Annotated in this window: 14 protein-coding genes; 7 read left to right on the forward strand and 7 right to left on the reverse strand. The window is 60.1% G+C overall.

What is annotated here, in order from left to right:
* Positions 1-105: 105 nt before the first annotated feature.
* On the forward strand, positions 106-861 hold the full coding sequence (gene cysZ / locus HDC30_RS20455) for a sulfate transporter CysZ (protein WP_027610866.1): 756 nt from the start codon (positions 106-108) through the stop codon (positions 859-861).
* A gap of 28 nt (positions 862-889) precedes the next feature.
* Here the strand turns inward: cysZ and HDC30_RS20460 are convergent, their stop codons facing one another.
* Positions 890-1,465 carry a hypothetical protein gene (locus HDC30_RS20460; RefSeq protein ID WP_150370285.1) on the reverse strand — a complete coding sequence of 192 codons (576 nt, stop codon included), beginning with the start codon at positions 1,463-1,465 and terminating at the stop codon, positions 890-892.
* Positions 1,466-1,579: 114 nt separating this feature from the next.
* On the opposite strand from HDC30_RS20460, the gene HDC30_RS20465 reads away from it, so the two are divergent.
* Positions 1,580-2,779 carry a glycosyltransferase family 1 protein gene (locus tag HDC30_RS20465; RefSeq protein WP_183784748.1) on the forward strand — a complete coding sequence of 400 codons (1,200 nt, stop codon included), beginning with the start codon at positions 1,580-1,582 and terminating at the stop codon, positions 2,777-2,779.
* Positions 2,780-2,914: 135 nt separating this feature from the next.
* On the opposite strand, the gene HDC30_RS20470 is transcribed toward HDC30_RS20465, so the two are convergent.
* From HDC30_RS20470 to HDC30_RS20480, 3 genes are all read right to left on the reverse strand, one after another.
* Positions 2,915-4,018, reverse strand: coding sequence for an NADH:flavin oxidoreductase (locus HDC30_RS20470; protein WP_003221722.1), 1,104 nt, complete (start codon positions 4,016-4,018; stop codon positions 2,915-2,917).
* Positions 4,019-4,159: 141 nt separating this feature from the next.
* Positions 4,160-4,642 (reverse strand): glutathione peroxidase, encoded by a 483-nt coding sequence (locus tag HDC30_RS20475; protein ID WP_027610864.1) that lies wholly within the window; start codon positions 4,640-4,642, stop codon positions 4,160-4,162.
* Positions 4,643-4,764: 122 nt separating this feature from the next.
* The gene (locus tag HDC30_RS20480; protein ID WP_007968032.1) at positions 4,765-5,250 is read right to left on the reverse strand and encodes a peptidylprolyl isomerase; all 486 of its coding nucleotides are present in this window, start codon (positions 5,248-5,250) and stop codon (positions 4,765-4,767) included.
* Between HDC30_RS20480 and HDC30_RS20485 the strand changes: the two genes are divergently transcribed.
* The 3 genes from HDC30_RS20485 to HDC30_RS20495 are packed head-to-tail and all read left to right on the forward strand — an operon-like array spanning position 5,219 to position 8,611.
* Positions 5,219-5,545, forward strand: a complete 327-nt coding sequence (locus HDC30_RS20485; RefSeq protein WP_096795392.1) for a DUF3565 domain-containing protein — start codon at positions 5,219-5,221, stop codon at positions 5,543-5,545. The genes HDC30_RS20480 and HDC30_RS20485 overlap by 32 nt on opposite strands.
* A 60-nt stretch (positions 5,546-5,605) precedes the next feature.
* Positions 5,606-7,705, forward strand: a complete 2,100-nt coding sequence (gene pta, locus HDC30_RS20490) for a phosphate acetyltransferase (RefSeq protein ID WP_183784629.1) — start codon at positions 5,606-5,608, stop codon at positions 7,703-7,705.
* Positions 7,706-8,611: an acyltransferase gene (locus tag HDC30_RS20495; RefSeq protein ID WP_027610862.1), complete on the forward strand. Its 906-nt coding sequence runs from the start codon at positions 7,706-7,708 to the stop codon at positions 8,609-8,611. It abuts the gene before it with no gap.
* 713 nt (positions 8,612-9,324) lie between these two features.
* Here HDC30_RS20495 and cysN read toward each other — a convergent pair.
* The 3 genes from cysN to HDC30_RS20510 form a co-directional block, all read right to left on the reverse strand.
* Complete coding sequence (gene cysN / locus HDC30_RS20500; protein WP_027610861.1) at positions 9,325-11,223, reverse strand: sulfate adenylyltransferase subunit CysN; 1,899 nt, start codon at positions 11,221-11,223, stop codon at positions 9,325-9,327.
* Between the two features lie 9 nt (positions 11,224-11,232).
* The gene (gene cysD, locus HDC30_RS20505; RefSeq protein ID WP_183784631.1) at positions 11,233-12,150 is read right to left on the reverse strand and encodes a sulfate adenylyltransferase subunit CysD; all 918 of its coding nucleotides are present in this window, start codon (positions 12,148-12,150) and stop codon (positions 11,233-11,235) included.
* A 249-nt stretch (positions 12,151-12,399) separates the two neighbouring features.
* Complete coding sequence (locus HDC30_RS20510; protein ID WP_027610860.1) at positions 12,400-13,158, reverse strand: Nif3-like dinuclear metal center hexameric protein; 759 nt, start codon at positions 13,156-13,158, stop codon at positions 12,400-12,402.
* 103 nt (positions 13,159-13,261) lie between these two features.
* Here HDC30_RS20510 and algW point away from each other — a divergent pair, with 103 nt between their 5' ends.
* Together algW and HDC30_RS20520 are read left to right on the forward strand one after the other, a co-directional pair.
* A complete protein-coding gene (algW, locus tag HDC30_RS20515; protein WP_096795365.1) occupies positions 13,262-14,416 on the forward strand; it encodes a Do family serine endopeptidase AlgW in 1,155 nt (384 codons plus the stop codon).
* A gap of 87 nt (positions 14,417-14,503) precedes the next feature.
* Positions 14,504-16,609, forward strand: a complete 2,106-nt coding sequence (locus tag HDC30_RS20520; protein WP_183784633.1) for a TonB-dependent siderophore receptor — start codon at positions 14,504-14,506, stop codon at positions 16,607-16,609.

A 16,609-nucleotide genomic window follows, 5' to 3' on the forward strand; every position in this document is an offset into this window, starting at 1 on the left:
CGGATCGACGTCTTTGTTACAGTGAATGTCGATCGCTCTGCCGCGCTTTCGCACCTGTTGCAAAGTCGGTAAGGTCGGCGCGTTTTCCCTTGCTCGGAGCACCTTATGCCCGCCCCTGTTCTGTCCGGCCCGCAATACCTGCGCGAAGGCCTCAAACTGGTTCTCAGCCCGGGCCTGCGCCTGTTCGTGTTGCTGCCACTGGCGATCAACCTGGTGCTGTTCGTCGGATTGATCTATCTGGCCGGCCATCAGTTCAGCCTGTGGGTCGACAGCCTGATGCCGTCGCTGCCCGACTGGCTGAGTTTCCTCAGCTACATCCTCTGGCCGCTGTTCGTGGTGCTGGTGGCGTTGATGGTGTTCTTCACCTTCACCATGCTCGCCAACGTGATCGCTGCGCCGTTCAACGGTTTCCTCGCGGAAAAAGTCGAAGTGGTGGTACGCGGCACCGATGATTTCCCGGCCTTCAGCTGGGGCGAACTGATTGCGATGATCCCGCGCACCCTCGCCCGGGAAATGCGCAAACTCGGCTACTTCCTGCCGCGGGCGATCGGCCTGTTCATTCTCTCGTTCATCCCGGTAGTGAACATCGTCGCCGCCCCGCTGTGGCTGCTGTTCGGCGTGTGGATGATGGCGATCCAGTACATTGACTACCCGGCAGACAACCACAAATTGGGCTGGAACGAGATGCTCGCCTGGCTGCGCCAGAAACGCTGGCAGAGCATGAGTTTCGGCGGGATCGTCTATCTGGCGCTGCTGATTCCGGTGGTCAACATTCTGATGATGCCGGCGGCGGTAGCGGGAGCGACGTTGTTCTGGGTGCGTGAGCGCGGTGCCGAGATGCTGGCTCAGGAAAAAGTCTGAGCCTCCAGGCATCAATCCTTCTGGCAACTCAGGGGTAAACGCCGCCTAGAAGCAGCCCTACCAATACCCACGCCGCAGCGCCTGGCAAGATAATCAGCAAGTTCCAGGCGTTGAGGCGATTGTTACTCAGGCCTTGAGGATCGCTGGCGGCCAAATTGATCAGTTGTTGCCCTTGGCTTGCGACATAAACTCTTATCGGCAGCATGATCAAGGCGACAAGGCCAAGAAAACTCAGCTCTGGAATCTGCTTGGGAAGCTTTTCGAATATGTGCGCGACTACGGTCAGTACAACAAAGACTGTTGCCCATTGCTCAAGATCCCAATCGGACTTTCCACCTCTGTCATGGATTCGTTTTTTGGCTTGCCGATAAAGCTGATGCACGAAAAACAAATAGAAAAACGCTCGCGCCCACGGCCATAGCTCCTGTCGAGTACTGCGCTTGTACTGACTCCAGTTTTTGTAAATCCAGAAGTAGAAATACAGGCCAAAACTGAGGATCGCCAGCAGAATGAACTTCCACCGTGCAACAATATAAAACTCTGGTGTTTGTTCATCCGCAACCAACAGTTCCGCCTCAGGCGGTGCATAAGCATTCTCGGACACAGCCATATTTCCTGGAAAGAGTTCAAGTCAAGGCTAACGACCGGGCAGGCAAAAGGTTTAGGCACACGGTAAGCAGCTGTCATCAATCGATCATCAACTCGACACAATGACGACATCGCCTCAATCGACACTGAGGTCATGACGAAAGCTCTGCATATCACCCTGATCAGCGAAACCTTCCCACCGGAAATCAACGGGGTGGCCAATACCCTTGGTCGCTTGTGCGATGGCTTGCGCGCGCGTGGGCATCAGGTGGAACTGGTGCGACCGCGCCAGGCGGGAGATCCGCAGCGCGTCGAGGACGATGCCTTGCTGTTGTGTCGAGGCTGGCCGTTGCCGGGTTATCCCGGGCTGCAATGGGGACAGTCGTCGATGCACAAGCTGCTGCGGCGCTGGAAGTGTCATCGCCCGGACGTTTTGTACATCGCCACCGAAGGCCCGCTCGGTTTGTCGGCGTTGCGTGCGGCGCGACGCCTGGGGATCTCGGTGGTCAGCGGTTTTCACACCAATTTCCAGCAATACACCCACCAGTACGGACTGAGTTTGCTGACGCGCTTGCTCACGCATTATCTGCGCTGGTTTCACAACCGCTCGGCGATGACCCTGGTGCCCAGTGTCAGTCAGCGCCTGGAACTGGAGCGTCGGCATTTCGACCGCCTCGCCCTGCTCTCCCGCGGCGTGGACAGCCAGTTGTTTCACCCGGCCAAGCGCCTGAACGGCTTGCGTGAGCAATGGGGCCTGAGCGAGCAGGACATCGCGGTGATTCACGTCGGCCGGCTGGCCCCGGAAAAGAACCTCGGCCTGCTCAAGCGCTGCTTCGACACCCTGTGCGGCACTTATCCACAGCGCAAGCTGAAGCTGATCGTGGTCGGCGACGGGCCGCAACGGCCTGCGCTGGAAAAGGAGCTGCCCGAGGCGATCTTCTGTGGTTCACAGCGCGGCGAAGCACTGGCGGCGCACTATGCGTCCGGCGATATCTTCCTGTTCCCAAGCATGACCGAAACCTTCGGCAATGTGGTGCTGGAAGCACTGGCGTCAGGGCTGGGGGTGGTGGCGTACGATCAGGCTGCGGCAGCGCAGCACATTCGCCACGGTTACAACGGCGTGTTGGCGATGCCCGGAGATGAGGATGCGTTCTGCGATGCGGCGGCGTGGTTGCTGGAGGAGGATGAGACCTTGCGTTGCGTGCGCCTGAATGCGCGCCAGCATGCCAGTCGCCAGGGGTGGGCGGCGATCATCGAGCAATTTGAAAAGCACTTGCGTGGCGCGTGTGTGCGGGAGCGGGTGTTGCCGAATGCGCAGACATTGCCTTAGATCTTTGCTGATTTTGAACCTGCCTTCGCGAGCAGGCTCGCTCCCACAAGGGATCCTCAGTGAACACAGATTCTGTGAACCCAGAGAAACCTGTGGGAGCGGGCTTGCTCGCGAAGGGGCCATCAAAGGTGCTACTTAAACCAGCGTCATCAACGCCTCACGGCTGAACGGCAGAATATCCTGCTCACGCCCTTCACGGACTTTCAGCGCCCAGTCCGGATCCACCAGCAGCGCACGGCCCACTGCCACCAGATCGAACTCGTCGTTGTTCAGACGCTCCAGCAGTTTCTCCAGGCTTGCCGGTTGCGCGACCTTGTCGGTGTTAACCATGAACTGCAGGAACTCGCCGTCCAGGCCGACGCTGCCTACGGTGATGGTCGGTTTGCCGGTCAGTTTGCGCGTCCAGCCGGCCAGGTTCAGCTCGGAACCGTCAAATTCAGGCTCCCAGAAACGCCGCGTCGAGCAGTGGAAAATGTCCACCCCGGCGTCGGCCAACGGCTTGAGGAATTCGCCCAGCGCCTCCGGGGTCTGCACCAGACGCGCGGTGTAATCCTGCTGCTTCCACTGCGAAAAACGGAAGATGATCGGGAAGCCTTCACCGACTGCCGCACGCACCGCTTGAATCAGCTCGATGGCGAAGCGCGAACGGTTGGCCAGGCTGCCGCCGTATTCGTCGGTACGCTGGTTGCTGCCTTCCCAGAAGAACTGGTCGATCAGATAGCCGTGGGCGCCGTGGATTTCCACGCCGTCCATGCCGATGCTTTGCGCATCCTTCGCCGCTTGGGCGAAAGCACCGATCACGTCCTGAATGTCCTGTTTGGTCATGCCGTGCACCACGACCTGGCCATCCTTGAGTTTTTCCGTCGGGCCGTAAGCCGGGACGCTGGCGTCCGGCTCGGTGCCGATGCGGCGCACGCTGCCGACATGCCACAGTTGCGGAACAATCTTCCCACCCTCGGCATGCACCGCGTCGACGACTTTTTTCCAGCCGGCCAATGGCGCTTCGCCGAAGAACTGCGGCACATTCGGGTAACCGTTGGAAGCCTTGTGACCGACGGTGGTGCCTTCGGTGATGATCAGACCAACACCGGCCGCAGCGCGGCGACGGTAGTACTCGATCACTTTGGAATTGGGTACGCCACCCGGGGAAAACGAGCGGGTCATCGGCGCCATCACCACGCGGGTCGGCAGTTCGAGGGCACCGAGGTGGAACGGTTTGAACAGGGCTTGCACCGGCATTGGAAGGCTCCACAGGGAATGACTTTATGACGGCGATAATATGAACAGTCAGCGCCTTTTAACAGCACTATTGATTTGAATGATTAAGGGTCAAAAGTCAGGCAAAAAAAATCGCAGCTCGATGGCTGCGATTTTTGTGTTTCAGCCCAGCGCTTTTTCAATCGCGTGGACAATGGTCGGATCATCCGGCGGCGTGCGCGGCGAGAATCGCGCCAATACCCGGCCATCCTTGCCGAGCAGGAATTTCTCGAAGTTCCAGGTGATATCCCCCGGAAACTCCGCACCCTCGCCCGCCAGCAAGCGGTACAGCTGATGACGATCATGGCCGTTGACTTCAAGCTTGCTCGACAACGGGAACGTCACGCCATAGTTCAGGCTGCAGAACTCCTGGATTTGCTGTTCGGTACCTGGCTCCTGACCGGCAAACTGATTGCACGGCAGGCCCAGCACACTGAAGCCCTTGCCCTTGAATTGCTGGTAGAGGTTTTCCAGCGCCGCGTACTGTGGGGTCAAGCCGCATTTGGAGGCGACGTTGACCACCAGCACGACTTGGCCTTTGAATGGCGCCAGCGGTAGCTCCTGACCATCCAGGGCTGTCAACTTAAGGTCGTGAAAAGCACTCATGACGGACTCCAGATTCCCGTGTTCTACTCGAAACAGCCACTTGGCGAGAGCACCAAGGACAGCCGCGGACTAAAAAGGCGCCCGCAGGCGCCTCTCCAGTACTCGAAGCTTAGCGCAGAAAATCAGTGGTGATGGCCACCTTCGCCATGGACGTGGCCATGAGCGACTTCTTCCTGGCTGGCGTCACGGATAGCAACGACCTTCACTTTGAAGTTCAGGCGCTGACCGGCCAGTGGGTGGTTGCCGTCGACGGTGACGTCGTCGCCGTCCAGGTCACGGATGGTCACGATCTGCATCTGGCCGTCCGGCGCCGAAGCGTGGAACTGCATGCCGACTTCCAGCTCATCAACGCCTTCGAACATGCTGCGGCTCAGGGTGCTGACCAGTTCGGCAGCGTATTCGCCGTAAGCGTCTTCCGGCTCAACGGACACTTCCAGCTCGTCACCAACAGCCTTGCCTTCCAGAGCTTTTTCCAGGCCCGGGATGATGTTGCCTGCGCCTTGCAGGTAGACCAGCGGAGCGCCGCCGGCGGAGCTGTCGATGACCTCACCAGCGTCGTTGGTCAGGGTATAGTCGATGGAGACAGCCTTATTGGCGGCGATCAGCATGGGGCGAGACCTTTTGCAGAAGAATATAGAAAGGCCAAGTTTAGCGAAGCAATCGCGCGAAAGCGAACACAACCCGGACAAACGGGATTCGACAATCGCCGGCTTCCATCAGGATGAAGACGGTCACTGGGTGGCCGAGCTTTCCTGTGGCCACACCCAGCACCTGCGTCACCAGCCGCCGTGGCAATCGCGGCCATGGGTCCTGGACCCGGCGCAACGTATTGAAAAAATAGGCCAACCCTTTGACTGCGGTTGGTGCGCACAAGGCTCGGTTAGCGATAACCTTGGCGACTGAATTGCGGTAGGCGGTCACGTATAGATCGCCACCATTGCCATGCACCTTTAGAGAATCCGCATGCAAACTTTTTTTATCGCGCCCACCGATTTTGGCGTGGGTCTGACCTCCATCAGCCTCGGGCTGGTGCGTACCCTGGAGCGGGCCGGACTGAAAGTCGGCTTCTTCAAACCGATTGCCCAGCCGCATCCGGGCGACACTGGCCCGGAGCGTTCCACCGAACTGGTGGCGCGCACCCACGGCCTGAAACCGCCGCAGCCACTGGGCCTGGCCCATGTCGAGCGGATGCTCGGCGACGGTCAGCTCGATGAGTTGCTCGAAGAAATCATCGCCCTCTATCAGCAAGCTGCTATCGGCAAAGATGTGCTGGTGGTCGAAGGCATGGTGCCGACCCGTAGCGCCAGCTACGCCGCGCGGGTCAATTTGCACCTGGCGAAAAGCCTGGATGCCGAGGTGATTCTGGTCTCGGCCCCGGAAAACGAAGTGCTTGCCGAACTCTCCGGTCGCGTGGAATTGCAGGCGCAATTGTTCGGCGGCCCGAAAGATCCAAAAGTCCTCGGCGTAATCCTCAACAAGGTCAAGACCGACGAGAGCATGGATGCCTTCGCCACGCGCCTCAAAGAGCATTCGCCATTACTGCGCAGCGGTGATTTCCGCCTGCTCGGCTGCATTCCGTTTCAACCCGAACTCAATGCACCGCGTACCCGCGACGTCGCCGACCTGATGGGCGCGCAGGTGCTGAACGCCGGCGATTACGAAACCCGGCGCATGACCAAAATCATCATCTGCGCACGGACCATGCGCAACACTGTGGAGCTGCTCAAGCCCGGCGTACTGGTGGTGACCCCGGGTGATCGCGACGACATCATCCTCGCGGTCAGCCTCGCGGCACTCAATGGCGTACCGCTGGCCGGGCTGTTGCTGACCAGCGACACCCTGCCCGATCCACGCATCATGGACCTATGCCGTGGCGCGTTGCAGGCCGGTCTGCCGGTGCTGTCGGTGAGCACTGGCTCCTACGACACCGCCAACCTGCTCAATGGCCTGAACAAGGAAATTCCCATCGATGACCGCGAGCGCGCGGAGATCATCACTGACTTCGTCGCCAGCCATCTCGACGCCAAATGGCTGCATCAGCGCTGTGGCACACCACGGGAAATGCGTCTGTCGCCAGCGGTATTCCGCTACCAACTGATTCAACGGGCGCAGTCGGCGAACAAACGCATCGTCCTGCCCGAAGGCAGCGAGCCGCTCACCGTGCAAGCGGCGGCGATCTGCCAAGAGCGCGGCATCGCCCGTTGCGTGCTGCTGGCCAAACCCGAAGACGTCGAAGCCGTGGCCCGTGCGCAAGGTATCGAGTTGCCGCCGGGGCTGGAGATCCTCGATCCGGATCTGATCCGCGAGCGCTACATCGAGCCGATGGTCGCGCTGCGCAAAAGCAAAAGCCTCAACGCGCCGATGGCCGAACAGCAACTGGAAGACACCGTGGTGATCGGCACCATGATGCTTGCGCTGGATGAGGTCGACGGCCTGGTTTCCGGCGTGATCAACACTACCGCCAACACCATCCGCCCGGCCTTGCAACTGATCAAGACCGCGCCGGGCTGCACGCTGGTGTCGTCGGTGTTTTTCATGCTGTTCCCCGAAGAAGTGCTGGTCTATGGCGACTGCGTGATGACCCCACACCCGAGCGCCGCCGAACTGGCGGAGATCGCCCTGCAAAGTGCTGATTCGGCCGCAGCATTCGGCATCACCCCGCGCGTGGCGATGATCAGTTACTCCAGCGGCGAATCGGCCAGCGGTGAAGAAGTCGAGAAAGTCCGCGAAGCCACCCTGCTCGCCCACGAGCAACAGCACTCGCTGCTGATCGACGGCCCGCTGCAATACGACGCCGCTGCCAACGCAGACGTTGCCCGGCAACTGGCGCCGAACAGCCAGGTGGCCGGTCGCGCCACGGTGTTCGTGTTCCCCGACCTGAACACCGGCAACACCACCCACAAAGCCGTGCAGCGCAGCGCCGACTGCGTCAGCCTCGGCCCGATGCTGCAAGGCCTGCGCAAACCGGTGAACGACCTGCCGCGCGGCGCGCAGGTCGACGACATCGTCTACACCATCGCCCTGACCGCGATTCAAGCCGCCAACCGACCTATGGATGTGTGAATGCTGGACTTCCTGCCCGCCCCGATTCGCGGCGTGATCGCCGCGCTGCTGTTGGCACTCAATACGATTCTGCTGTGCTCGTTCCTGTTCTGCGTCGCGCTGATCAAAGTGCTGCCCTTCGACCTCGCCCGCCGCGCCTCACTGTGGCTGATGAGCCACACCCACGAAGCCTGGATCAGCAACAACAAAGGCTGGATGAACCTGGTGCGCCGCACCCGCTGGCACATCAGCGGCCTGCAAGGTCTGGACTACCAACACTCGTATCTGATCACCAGCAACCACCAGAGCTGGGTCGACATTCTGGTGCTGCAATACGTGCTCAACCGCCGCATCCAGCCGCTGAAATTCTTCCTCAAGCAAGAGCTGATCTGGGTTCCGGTGATCGGTCTGGCCTGGTGGGCGCTGGGCTTCCCGTTCATGAAGCGCTACTCCAAGGCCTATCTGGAAAAACACCCGGAGAAGAAAGGCAAAGACCTGGAAACCACGCGCAAGACCTGCGCGAAATTCCGCAACAACCCGGTGGGGATTTTCAACTTCGTCGAAGGCACACGCTTCACCGAAGGCAAGCACGCGCAGCAGCAGTCGCCGTTCAAATACCTGCTCAAACCCAAGGCGGGTGGCATCGCCTTCGTGCTGGACGCGATGGGTGAGCAACTGGAGTCGATCGTCAACGTGACCATCCACTATCCGGGCGGGCGTCCGGGTTTCTGGGATCTGCTGTGCGGCAACGTGCGCGACGTGGTGGTGCACTTTGAAGAACTGAAAATCCCGCCGGCCTTCATCGGCAAGAACTACGACCAGGACGGCGAATATCGCCTGCAATTCCAGGGCTGGATCAACCAGCTATGGCAGGACAAGGATGCGCTGCTGGAACAGATGCACCGCGAATTCGCAGACAAACGTTAATCCCCTGTAGGAGCGAGCCTGCTCGCGATAGCGGTGGAACAGCCACTCCCAATGTTGAATGACACACCGCTATCGCGAGCAGGCTCACTCCCACAGTTTGAACACGGTGTATTCAGGTAGAGATTAGTCGGCTGTCAGGCCGCCTTCGCGAGCAAGCCCGCTCCCACAGTTTGAACACGGTGTATTCAGGTAGAGATTGGTCGGCTGTCAGGCCGCCATCGCTGGCAAGCCAACTCCCACAGGAAAAGCTAAAGCCAGGCGCACGCTTTTCACCACTCAAATGGCCGAGTGTCAGCTCGCCGAAAGCTTTTGATCTTGATCCACGGGCGACGTCGGAAGGCTGAGCGTAGGGATTGATCCGGGGGTGGGAGCGCAGCGACCGTTTGGCGCAGCCAAACACAGCGAGAGGAGGTGCAGCGAAGCAAACCGGAGGCGCTGCGCCCGGATCGATCCCGGAGCGAAGGAACCCCGAGCCCCAGCGAGCGGGCCGCACGCAGGAGCAAGCCTTTTGGGTTACCTTTTCGGCGTTTGGAAAAGGTGACTCGCCGTAAGGGCGAAACCCTAAGCCGCCGTTACCGCAGCAACGGATATACCCCCAAAACCCCAAGAGCATGGCCGGCCCAAAAGCCGCCACCGCCGAAAACCAAATGACCCACAATAAAAAAGCCCGCCGATGATCACTCATCCGCGGGCCTTTCATTTCCGGCTAAAGCTTAAATCGCGCCACGCTTGCGCAGCAGATCCAACACCTGCTTGACGCTCTCTTCCAACGACAGAGACTGCGTGTCGATCACCAGATCAGCATTCAGCGGCACGTCATACGGGAACGACTCACCCGGAATATTATCGCCACCCGCAGCATACAAGCCCTGCGGATCACGCTCGGCACACACCGCCGGCGAAGCCTGCACATAAACCGTGAGCAGACGCTCCTTGCCGATCAGATCCTTGGCCTGCTCACGACCTTCAGCACTCGGCGCAACAAACGCCGCCAGGGTCAACAGACCCGCCTCGTTGAACTGACGCGCCACATGCGCAGCACGCCGCCAGTTCTCGGTACGACCGGCACGATCCTGCGGCAGCCCTTTGTTCAGGTCGTGACGCAGATTCTGACCATCGAGCACAAACACCGCACGGCCCATGTCGAACAGCTTGCGCTCGACCGCGTAGGCCAGCGTGCTCTTGCCCGCGCCCGACAGGCCGCTGAACAGCACGGTCGCTGGCTGCTGGCCGAAACGCTGGGAACGTTCCTCAGTGGCAACGTGAGCCAGTTTGCCGTGGTGCGAGGCAGTCCCATGAGCCACTGGCTGAGCGACGATCATGCCGGCGCCGACGGTGCCGTTGGTCAAACGGTCGATGACGATGAACGCGCCGGTGGTGCGGTTGCTGTCGTAACCGTCGAGGGCGATCGGCGCGTCGAGCGCGATCTTCACCTTGCCGATTTCGTTGAGCTGCAACGCGCTCGCCGGGCCTTCTTCGAGGGTGTTCACGTCGACCTTGTTGACGATGCTGGCAATCGAGCCCGGCACGTAACTGGTGGCGCGCTTGATGTCGTATTTCTTGCCCGGCAGCATCGGCTCTTCAGCCATCCACACCAGCATCGCTTCGAAGCTGTCGGTGACCGGCGGCACGTTGTCGGCATGCACCAGCAGGTCGCCACGGGAGATGTCGATTTCGTCTTCCATGGTCAGCGTCACCGCTTGACCCGGGCCGGCCTGCTCCAGCTCACCTTCGAAGGTGACGATGGATTTGACGCGGCTGCTCTTGCCCGACGGCAGAACCACCACTTCGTCGCCCTTGTGCACGATGCCGCTGGCGAGGGTGCCAGCGAAACCACGGAAGTTCAGGTTCGGACGGTTGACGTACTGCACCGGGAAACGCAAATCGGTGAAGTTGCGGTCGCCCGCCACTTCCACGGTCTCGAGAATTTCCATCAGCGACTGACCTTTGTACCAAGGCGAGCGCTCGGACTTGTTCACCACGTTGTCGCCCTTGAGGGCAGACATCGGCACGAAGTGCATGCTGGTCGGCTTCATCTTCAAGCCTTCGGCGAACTTCAGGTAGTCGGCCTTGATCGACTCGAACACGCCTTCATCGAAGTCTTTCAGGTCCATCTTGTTGATGGCGACGACGATGTGCTTGATGCCCAGCAACGAGGCAATGAAGCTGTGGCGACGGGTCTGGGTCTGCACGCCGTAACGGGCGTCGACCAGGATGATCGCCAGGTCACAGGTGGACGCACCGGTGGCCATGTTGCGGGTGTACTGCTCATGGCCAGGGGTGTCGGCGATGATGAATTTGCGTTTGGCGGTGGAGAAATAGCGGTAGGCGACATCGATGGTGATGCCCTGCTCACGCTCGGCCTGCAGACCGTCGACCAGCAACGCCAGGTCGATGTCGTCACCGGTGGTGCCGACTTTCTTCGAATCGCGAGTGATCGCTTCCAGGTGATCTTCGTAGATCATCTTGGAGTCGTGCAGCAGGCGCCCGATCAGGGTGCTCTTGCCGTCATCGACGTTACCGCAGGTCAAAAAGCGCAGCAGCTCTTTACGTTCGTGCTGGCCCAGGTAGGCGAGGATGTCCTCGCTGATCAAATCAGATGCGTGCGACATGACAACCCCTTAGAAATAACCCTGACGTTTCTTGTCTTCCATCGAGCCTGCGCCATCGTGGTCGATGACCCGGCCCTGGCGCTCGGAAGTTCGCGTCAGGAGCATTTCCTGAATGATGTCCGTGAGGGTTTCAGCCTCGGACTCCACCGCGCCCGTCAACGGGTAGCAGCCAAGGGTACGGAAACGCACTTTCTTTTTGACGATGCGTGCCTTGTCCTCGTCAGACAGGTGTTCGAGGATACGGTCGTCGTCGATCATGATCAGCGTGCCGTTCTTCTCGATCACTTCGCGCTCGGCGGCGAAGTACAGCGGCACGATCGGGATGCCTTCGAGGTAGATGTACTGCCAGATGTCCAGTTCGGTCCAGTTCGACAACGGGAACACCCGAATGGATTCGCCCTTGTTGACCTTGCCGTTGTAGACGTTCCACAGCTCAGGGCGCTGGTTTTTCGGGTCCCAGCGGTGCTTGCTGTCGCGGAACGAGTACACGCGCTCTTTGGCACGGGACTTCTCTTCATCGCGACGGGCGCCGCCGAACGCGGCGTCGAAACCATGCTTGTCGAGCGCCTGTTTCAGGCCCTCGGTCTTCATGATGTCGGTGTGCTTGGCGCTGCCGTGGGTGAACGGGTTGATGTTCTGCGCCACGCCATCGGGGTTGATGTGGGTAATCAGGTCCAGGCCCAGCTCTTCGACCATCTTGTCGCGGAACTTGTACATCTCCTGGAATTTCCAGCGAGTGTCGACGTGCATCACCGGAAACGGCAGTTTGCCCGGGAAGAACGCCTTGCGTGCCAGATGCAGCATCACGGCGGAGTCTTTACCGATGGAGTACAGCATCACCGGGTTGTCGAACTCGGCGGCCACCTCGCGGATGATGTGGAGGCTTTCCGCCTCCAGCTGTTTCAGATGCGTCAGTTTGTCGACCATGGCTACTCACGAAAGCTTTCTTATGAACGGCCAGCGGGCCGTGTTCGAGCGGGGAATCCTAGCACAGCGACCTCTTCTAATCAGGACGCCTACTAGATCGAAAGGGCATATGAATATGCCTGCCGGTTCGGCCGAGCAGTTCCCTTGTGGGAGCGAGCCTGCTCGCGAAAGCGGTATGCCAGACACCTTTGTATTGAAAGTCTGACGCCTTCGCGAGCAGGCTCGCTCCCACAGGTATTTGTGGTGGATTCAGATAGGGTTCGGGCAATCGATGAAGATGTGTTCGAGGGCGAAGCGCTTCGCCAGATAGTCACCCAGCGCCTGCACGCCATAGCGCTCGGTGGCGTGGTGGCCGGCGGCGATGAAGCTGATGTCGTTTTCCCGAGCGCTGTGGAAGGTCTGCTCGGAGGCTTCACCGCTGAGGAACAGATCAACACCCGCCGCCACGCCCTGATCGATATAGCCCTGCCCGCCACCGGTGCACCAGCCAACTCGACGAATCATCCCACTGCCCTCGACCAGCAGCGGCTCGCGGCCCATGACGTCTTTAACCTTGCGGGCGAAATCCCTTGGGGTCATTGGCTCGCTCAACGACCCGACCAGTCCGACAATTTTGAGGTTGTCCGGATCCAGTGGCCCTTCAACGGTAATGTCCAGCTGACGCGCCAGTTGCACGTTGTTGCCGACCTCCGGATGCAGATCCAGCGGCAAGTGATAGGCGAGCAGACTGATGTCGTGCTTGAGCAAAGTCTTCAAGCGCCGCTGCTTCATGCCGGTGATGCAGGGGTTCTCGCCTTTCCAGAAATAACCGTGATGCACCAGCACCAGATCCGCTTCGGCTTCCACCGCAGCATCGAGCAAGGCCTGACTGGCGGTGACGCCACTGACGATGCGCATCACTTGCGGACGGCCTTCGACCTGCAGGCCGTTCGGGCAATAATCAGCGATTTTGGCACTGCCAAGGTAACGGTCGGCTTCTTCGACGAGGGTGCTGAGGGCGACGGCCATGAAAGACTCCTGAAAATCCCGTTCAGAGGCGCGCGCGGCCTCGTATAATGCGCGACATTATGGGCGGTCTGACCCCGCCTGCAACTTTTCCAGGACGTGCTTAATGCTCAAGGCGCTGCGTTTTTTCGGCTGGCCGCTGTTGGCCGGTGTGCTTATCGCTCTGTTGATTATTCAGCGTTACCCGCAGTGGGTCGGGCTGCCGAGCCTCGACGTCAACCTGCAACAGGCTCCGCAGACCACCAGCGTGCAGCAGGGACCGGTGTCCTATGCCGACGCAGTGACCATCGCCGCACCCTCGGTAGTCAACCTTTACACCACCAAGGTCATCAACAAACCGGCGCACCCGCTGTTTGAAGACCCGCAGTTCCGGCGTTTTTTCGGTGACAACTCGCCGAAGCAGAAACGCATGGAATCGAGCCTCGGTTCCGGGGTGATCATGAGCCCGGAAGGCTACATTCTGACCAACAACCACGTGACCACCGGCGCCGACCAGATCGTGGTGGCACTCAAGGACGGTCGCGAAACCCTCGCCCGGGTGATCGGCAGCGATCCGGAAACCGACCTCGCGGTGCTGAAGATCGACCTGAAAAACCTGCCGGCGATCACCGTCGGCCGCTCCGACAGCATCCGCATCGGCGACGTCGCGCTGGCCATCGGCAACCCGTTCGGCGTCGGCCAGACCGTGACCATGGGCATCATCAGCGCCACCGGGCGTAACCAGTTGGGCCTGAACAACTACGAAGACTTCATCCAGACCGACGCGGCGATCAACCCGGGCAACTCCGGCGGCGCGCTGGTCGATGCCAACGGCAACCTCACCGGTATCAATACGGCGATCTTCTCCAAGTCCGGCGGCTCGCAGGGCATCGGTTTTGCAATCCCGGTGAAACTGGCGATGGAAGTAATGAAATCGATCATCGAGCACGGTCAGGTGATTCGTGGCTGGCTCGGTATTGAAGTGCAGCCGCTGACCCAGGAACTGGCCGAGTCGTTTGGCCTGTCCGGGCGTCCGGGGATTGTCGTGGCGGGGATCTTCCGCGATGGCCCGGCACAGAAGGCCGGCCTGCAACTGGGTGACGTGATTCTGAGTATCGACGGCGAACCGGCCGGTGATGGCCGCAAGTCCATGAACCAGGTGGCGCGGATCAAGCCGACTGACAAAGTGACCATTCAGGTCATGCGCAACGGCAAAGAACTGAAGCTCACCGCTGAAATCGGCCTGCGTCCGCCGCCTGCACCGGTGAAAGAAGAAGAGTAAAACTTTATTCGCGCCGAGTGCGCGAATGAAAGACACTCTCAACAGGCATGTTATATTGTTTCAATTTAACGATTGGAACAACATAACATGTCGTCTCGAAAAAAGGCTTCGCTGCTTGGCCTGACCCTGGGCCTGCTGGGCGATCCGGTATTCGCCGAAGATCCGCAACCCCTCGAACTCGACGCCATCAGCGTCACTTCCGATTACGAGTCCGCCAGCGGGCCGGTCAGCGGCTACCGCGCGACGCGCTCCGCCAGCGCAACCAAAACCGACACCGCCATCCGCGACATTCCCCAAACGATCAGCGTAGTGCCCGCCAGCGTGCTCAAAGATCTGGGCAGCACCAGTGTCGAACGCGCACTGGATTTTGCCGGCGGCGTGTCGAAGCAGAACAATTTTGGCGGCCTGACGCTGTACGAATACAGCGTGCGCGGCTTCACCACCTCGGAGTTCTACAAGGACGGTTTCAGCGCCAATCGCGGCTATCCGAGCACGCCGGACGCCGCCAAAGTGGAGCGCATCGAAGTCCTCAAAGGCCCGGCCGCGAGCCTGTATGGCCGAGGCGATCCGGGCGGCACGGTGAACATCGTCACCAAAAAACCGCAGCCCGAAGCGTTCACCACCCTGCAGACCAGCGCTGGCAGCTGGGATCGTTATCGCACGGCACTGGACGTCAACACGCCGCTCGACGAGCAGGGGGACGTGCTCTCACGGATCAACCTCGCGGTCGAAGACAACCACAGCTTCCGTGATCACGTCGACAGCCAGCGGGTCTTCGTCGCACCTTCGATCAGTTGGCAACTGAGCCCGGACACTTCGTTGTTGGTGGAAAGCGAAATCGTCCGGCACAACTCCACGTTCGACCGAGGAATCGTCGCGCCGAACAACAAATGGAGCGGCGTTTCGCGCTCGACCTTCCTCGGTGAACCGAACGACGGCAACATCGACAACCACAACAACCTGCTCCAGGCCACCCTCGAACATCACCTCAACGACAGCTGGAAACTGCGTCTGGCCAGCCACTACAAGGAAGGCAAACTGTGGGGCGACGCGTCTGAAAGTCGTGCGCTGAACGCCGATGGTCACACGGTCAACCGACGCTACCGCGAACGGGACACTAACTGGCACGACAGCATCACCCAATTGGAGCTGCGCGGTCTGTTCGACCTCGGCCCATGGCAGCACGAACTGCTGATCGGCACCGAATACGAGAACTTCCGCAAGAACGAACGTGTCACTACCATCGCTGGCGGCCTCTACGCCATCGACATCTACAAGCCGATCTACGGCCAACCAAAACCCAACGGCCCACGCTCGGGTACTGACTTCTTCGAACACGTCGAAAGCCACGCACTGAACCTGCAGGATCAAATCATCTTCACCGACAAACTGCGCGGGATGATCGGCGCACGCTTCGAACACTTTGATCAACGCATCGACGATCACACCCGCGATGCCAAAAGCCAGCAGACTCACGACGCCCTCACCCAACGCGCCGGCCTGCTCTATCAGTTGACGCCGAACACCGGCCTGTTCGCCAACACCTCGACCTCGTTCAAACCGAATAACGGCCTCGACGCCTCCGGCAAATCCTTCGATCCCGAAGAGGGCATCGGTTACGAAATCGGGATCAAGAACGAACTGTTCGACGAGCGCCTGAGCAGCACCCTCGCCTTCTTCCACATCGACAAGGAGAACGTCCTCGCCCTCGACCCGGGCACCGACACTAGTCGCGCGATGGGCAAGGCGCGCAGTCGCGGTTTCGACTGGCAAGTGACCGGGCAAATGACCGATGCCGTGCGGGTGATTGGTGCCTTCGCTTACATCGACGCTGAAGTGACCAAGGGCGACGCGGCAATCCCGACCGGCAGCCGCATCCTTGGCGTGGCCAAGCGCAGTGGCAGCCTGCTCGGCGTCTACGAGTTTCAGGACGGCCATTTACGCGGCTCGGACGTCGGCGCGGCGTTCACCTACGTCGGCGATCGCTCCGGTGAAGCCGGCGGTGATTTTGAAATGCCGGCCTATCACACCGTCGATCTGCTGGCCCATTACAAGGCCAGCGACAACGTCACGGTTGGCCTGAACCTGAACAATCTCTTCGACGAAAAATACTACGAGCGCTCCTACAGCAATTACTGGGTCAACCCCGGCGAGCCGCGCAATTTCACCGTCAGCCTGACACTCAACCTGTAA

The sequence above is a fragment of the Pseudomonas sp. JAI115 genome (assembly GCF_014200835.1).
Classification (GTDB): domain Bacteria; phylum Pseudomonadota; class Gammaproteobacteria; order Pseudomonadales; family Pseudomonadaceae; genus Aquipseudomonas; species Aquipseudomonas putida_A.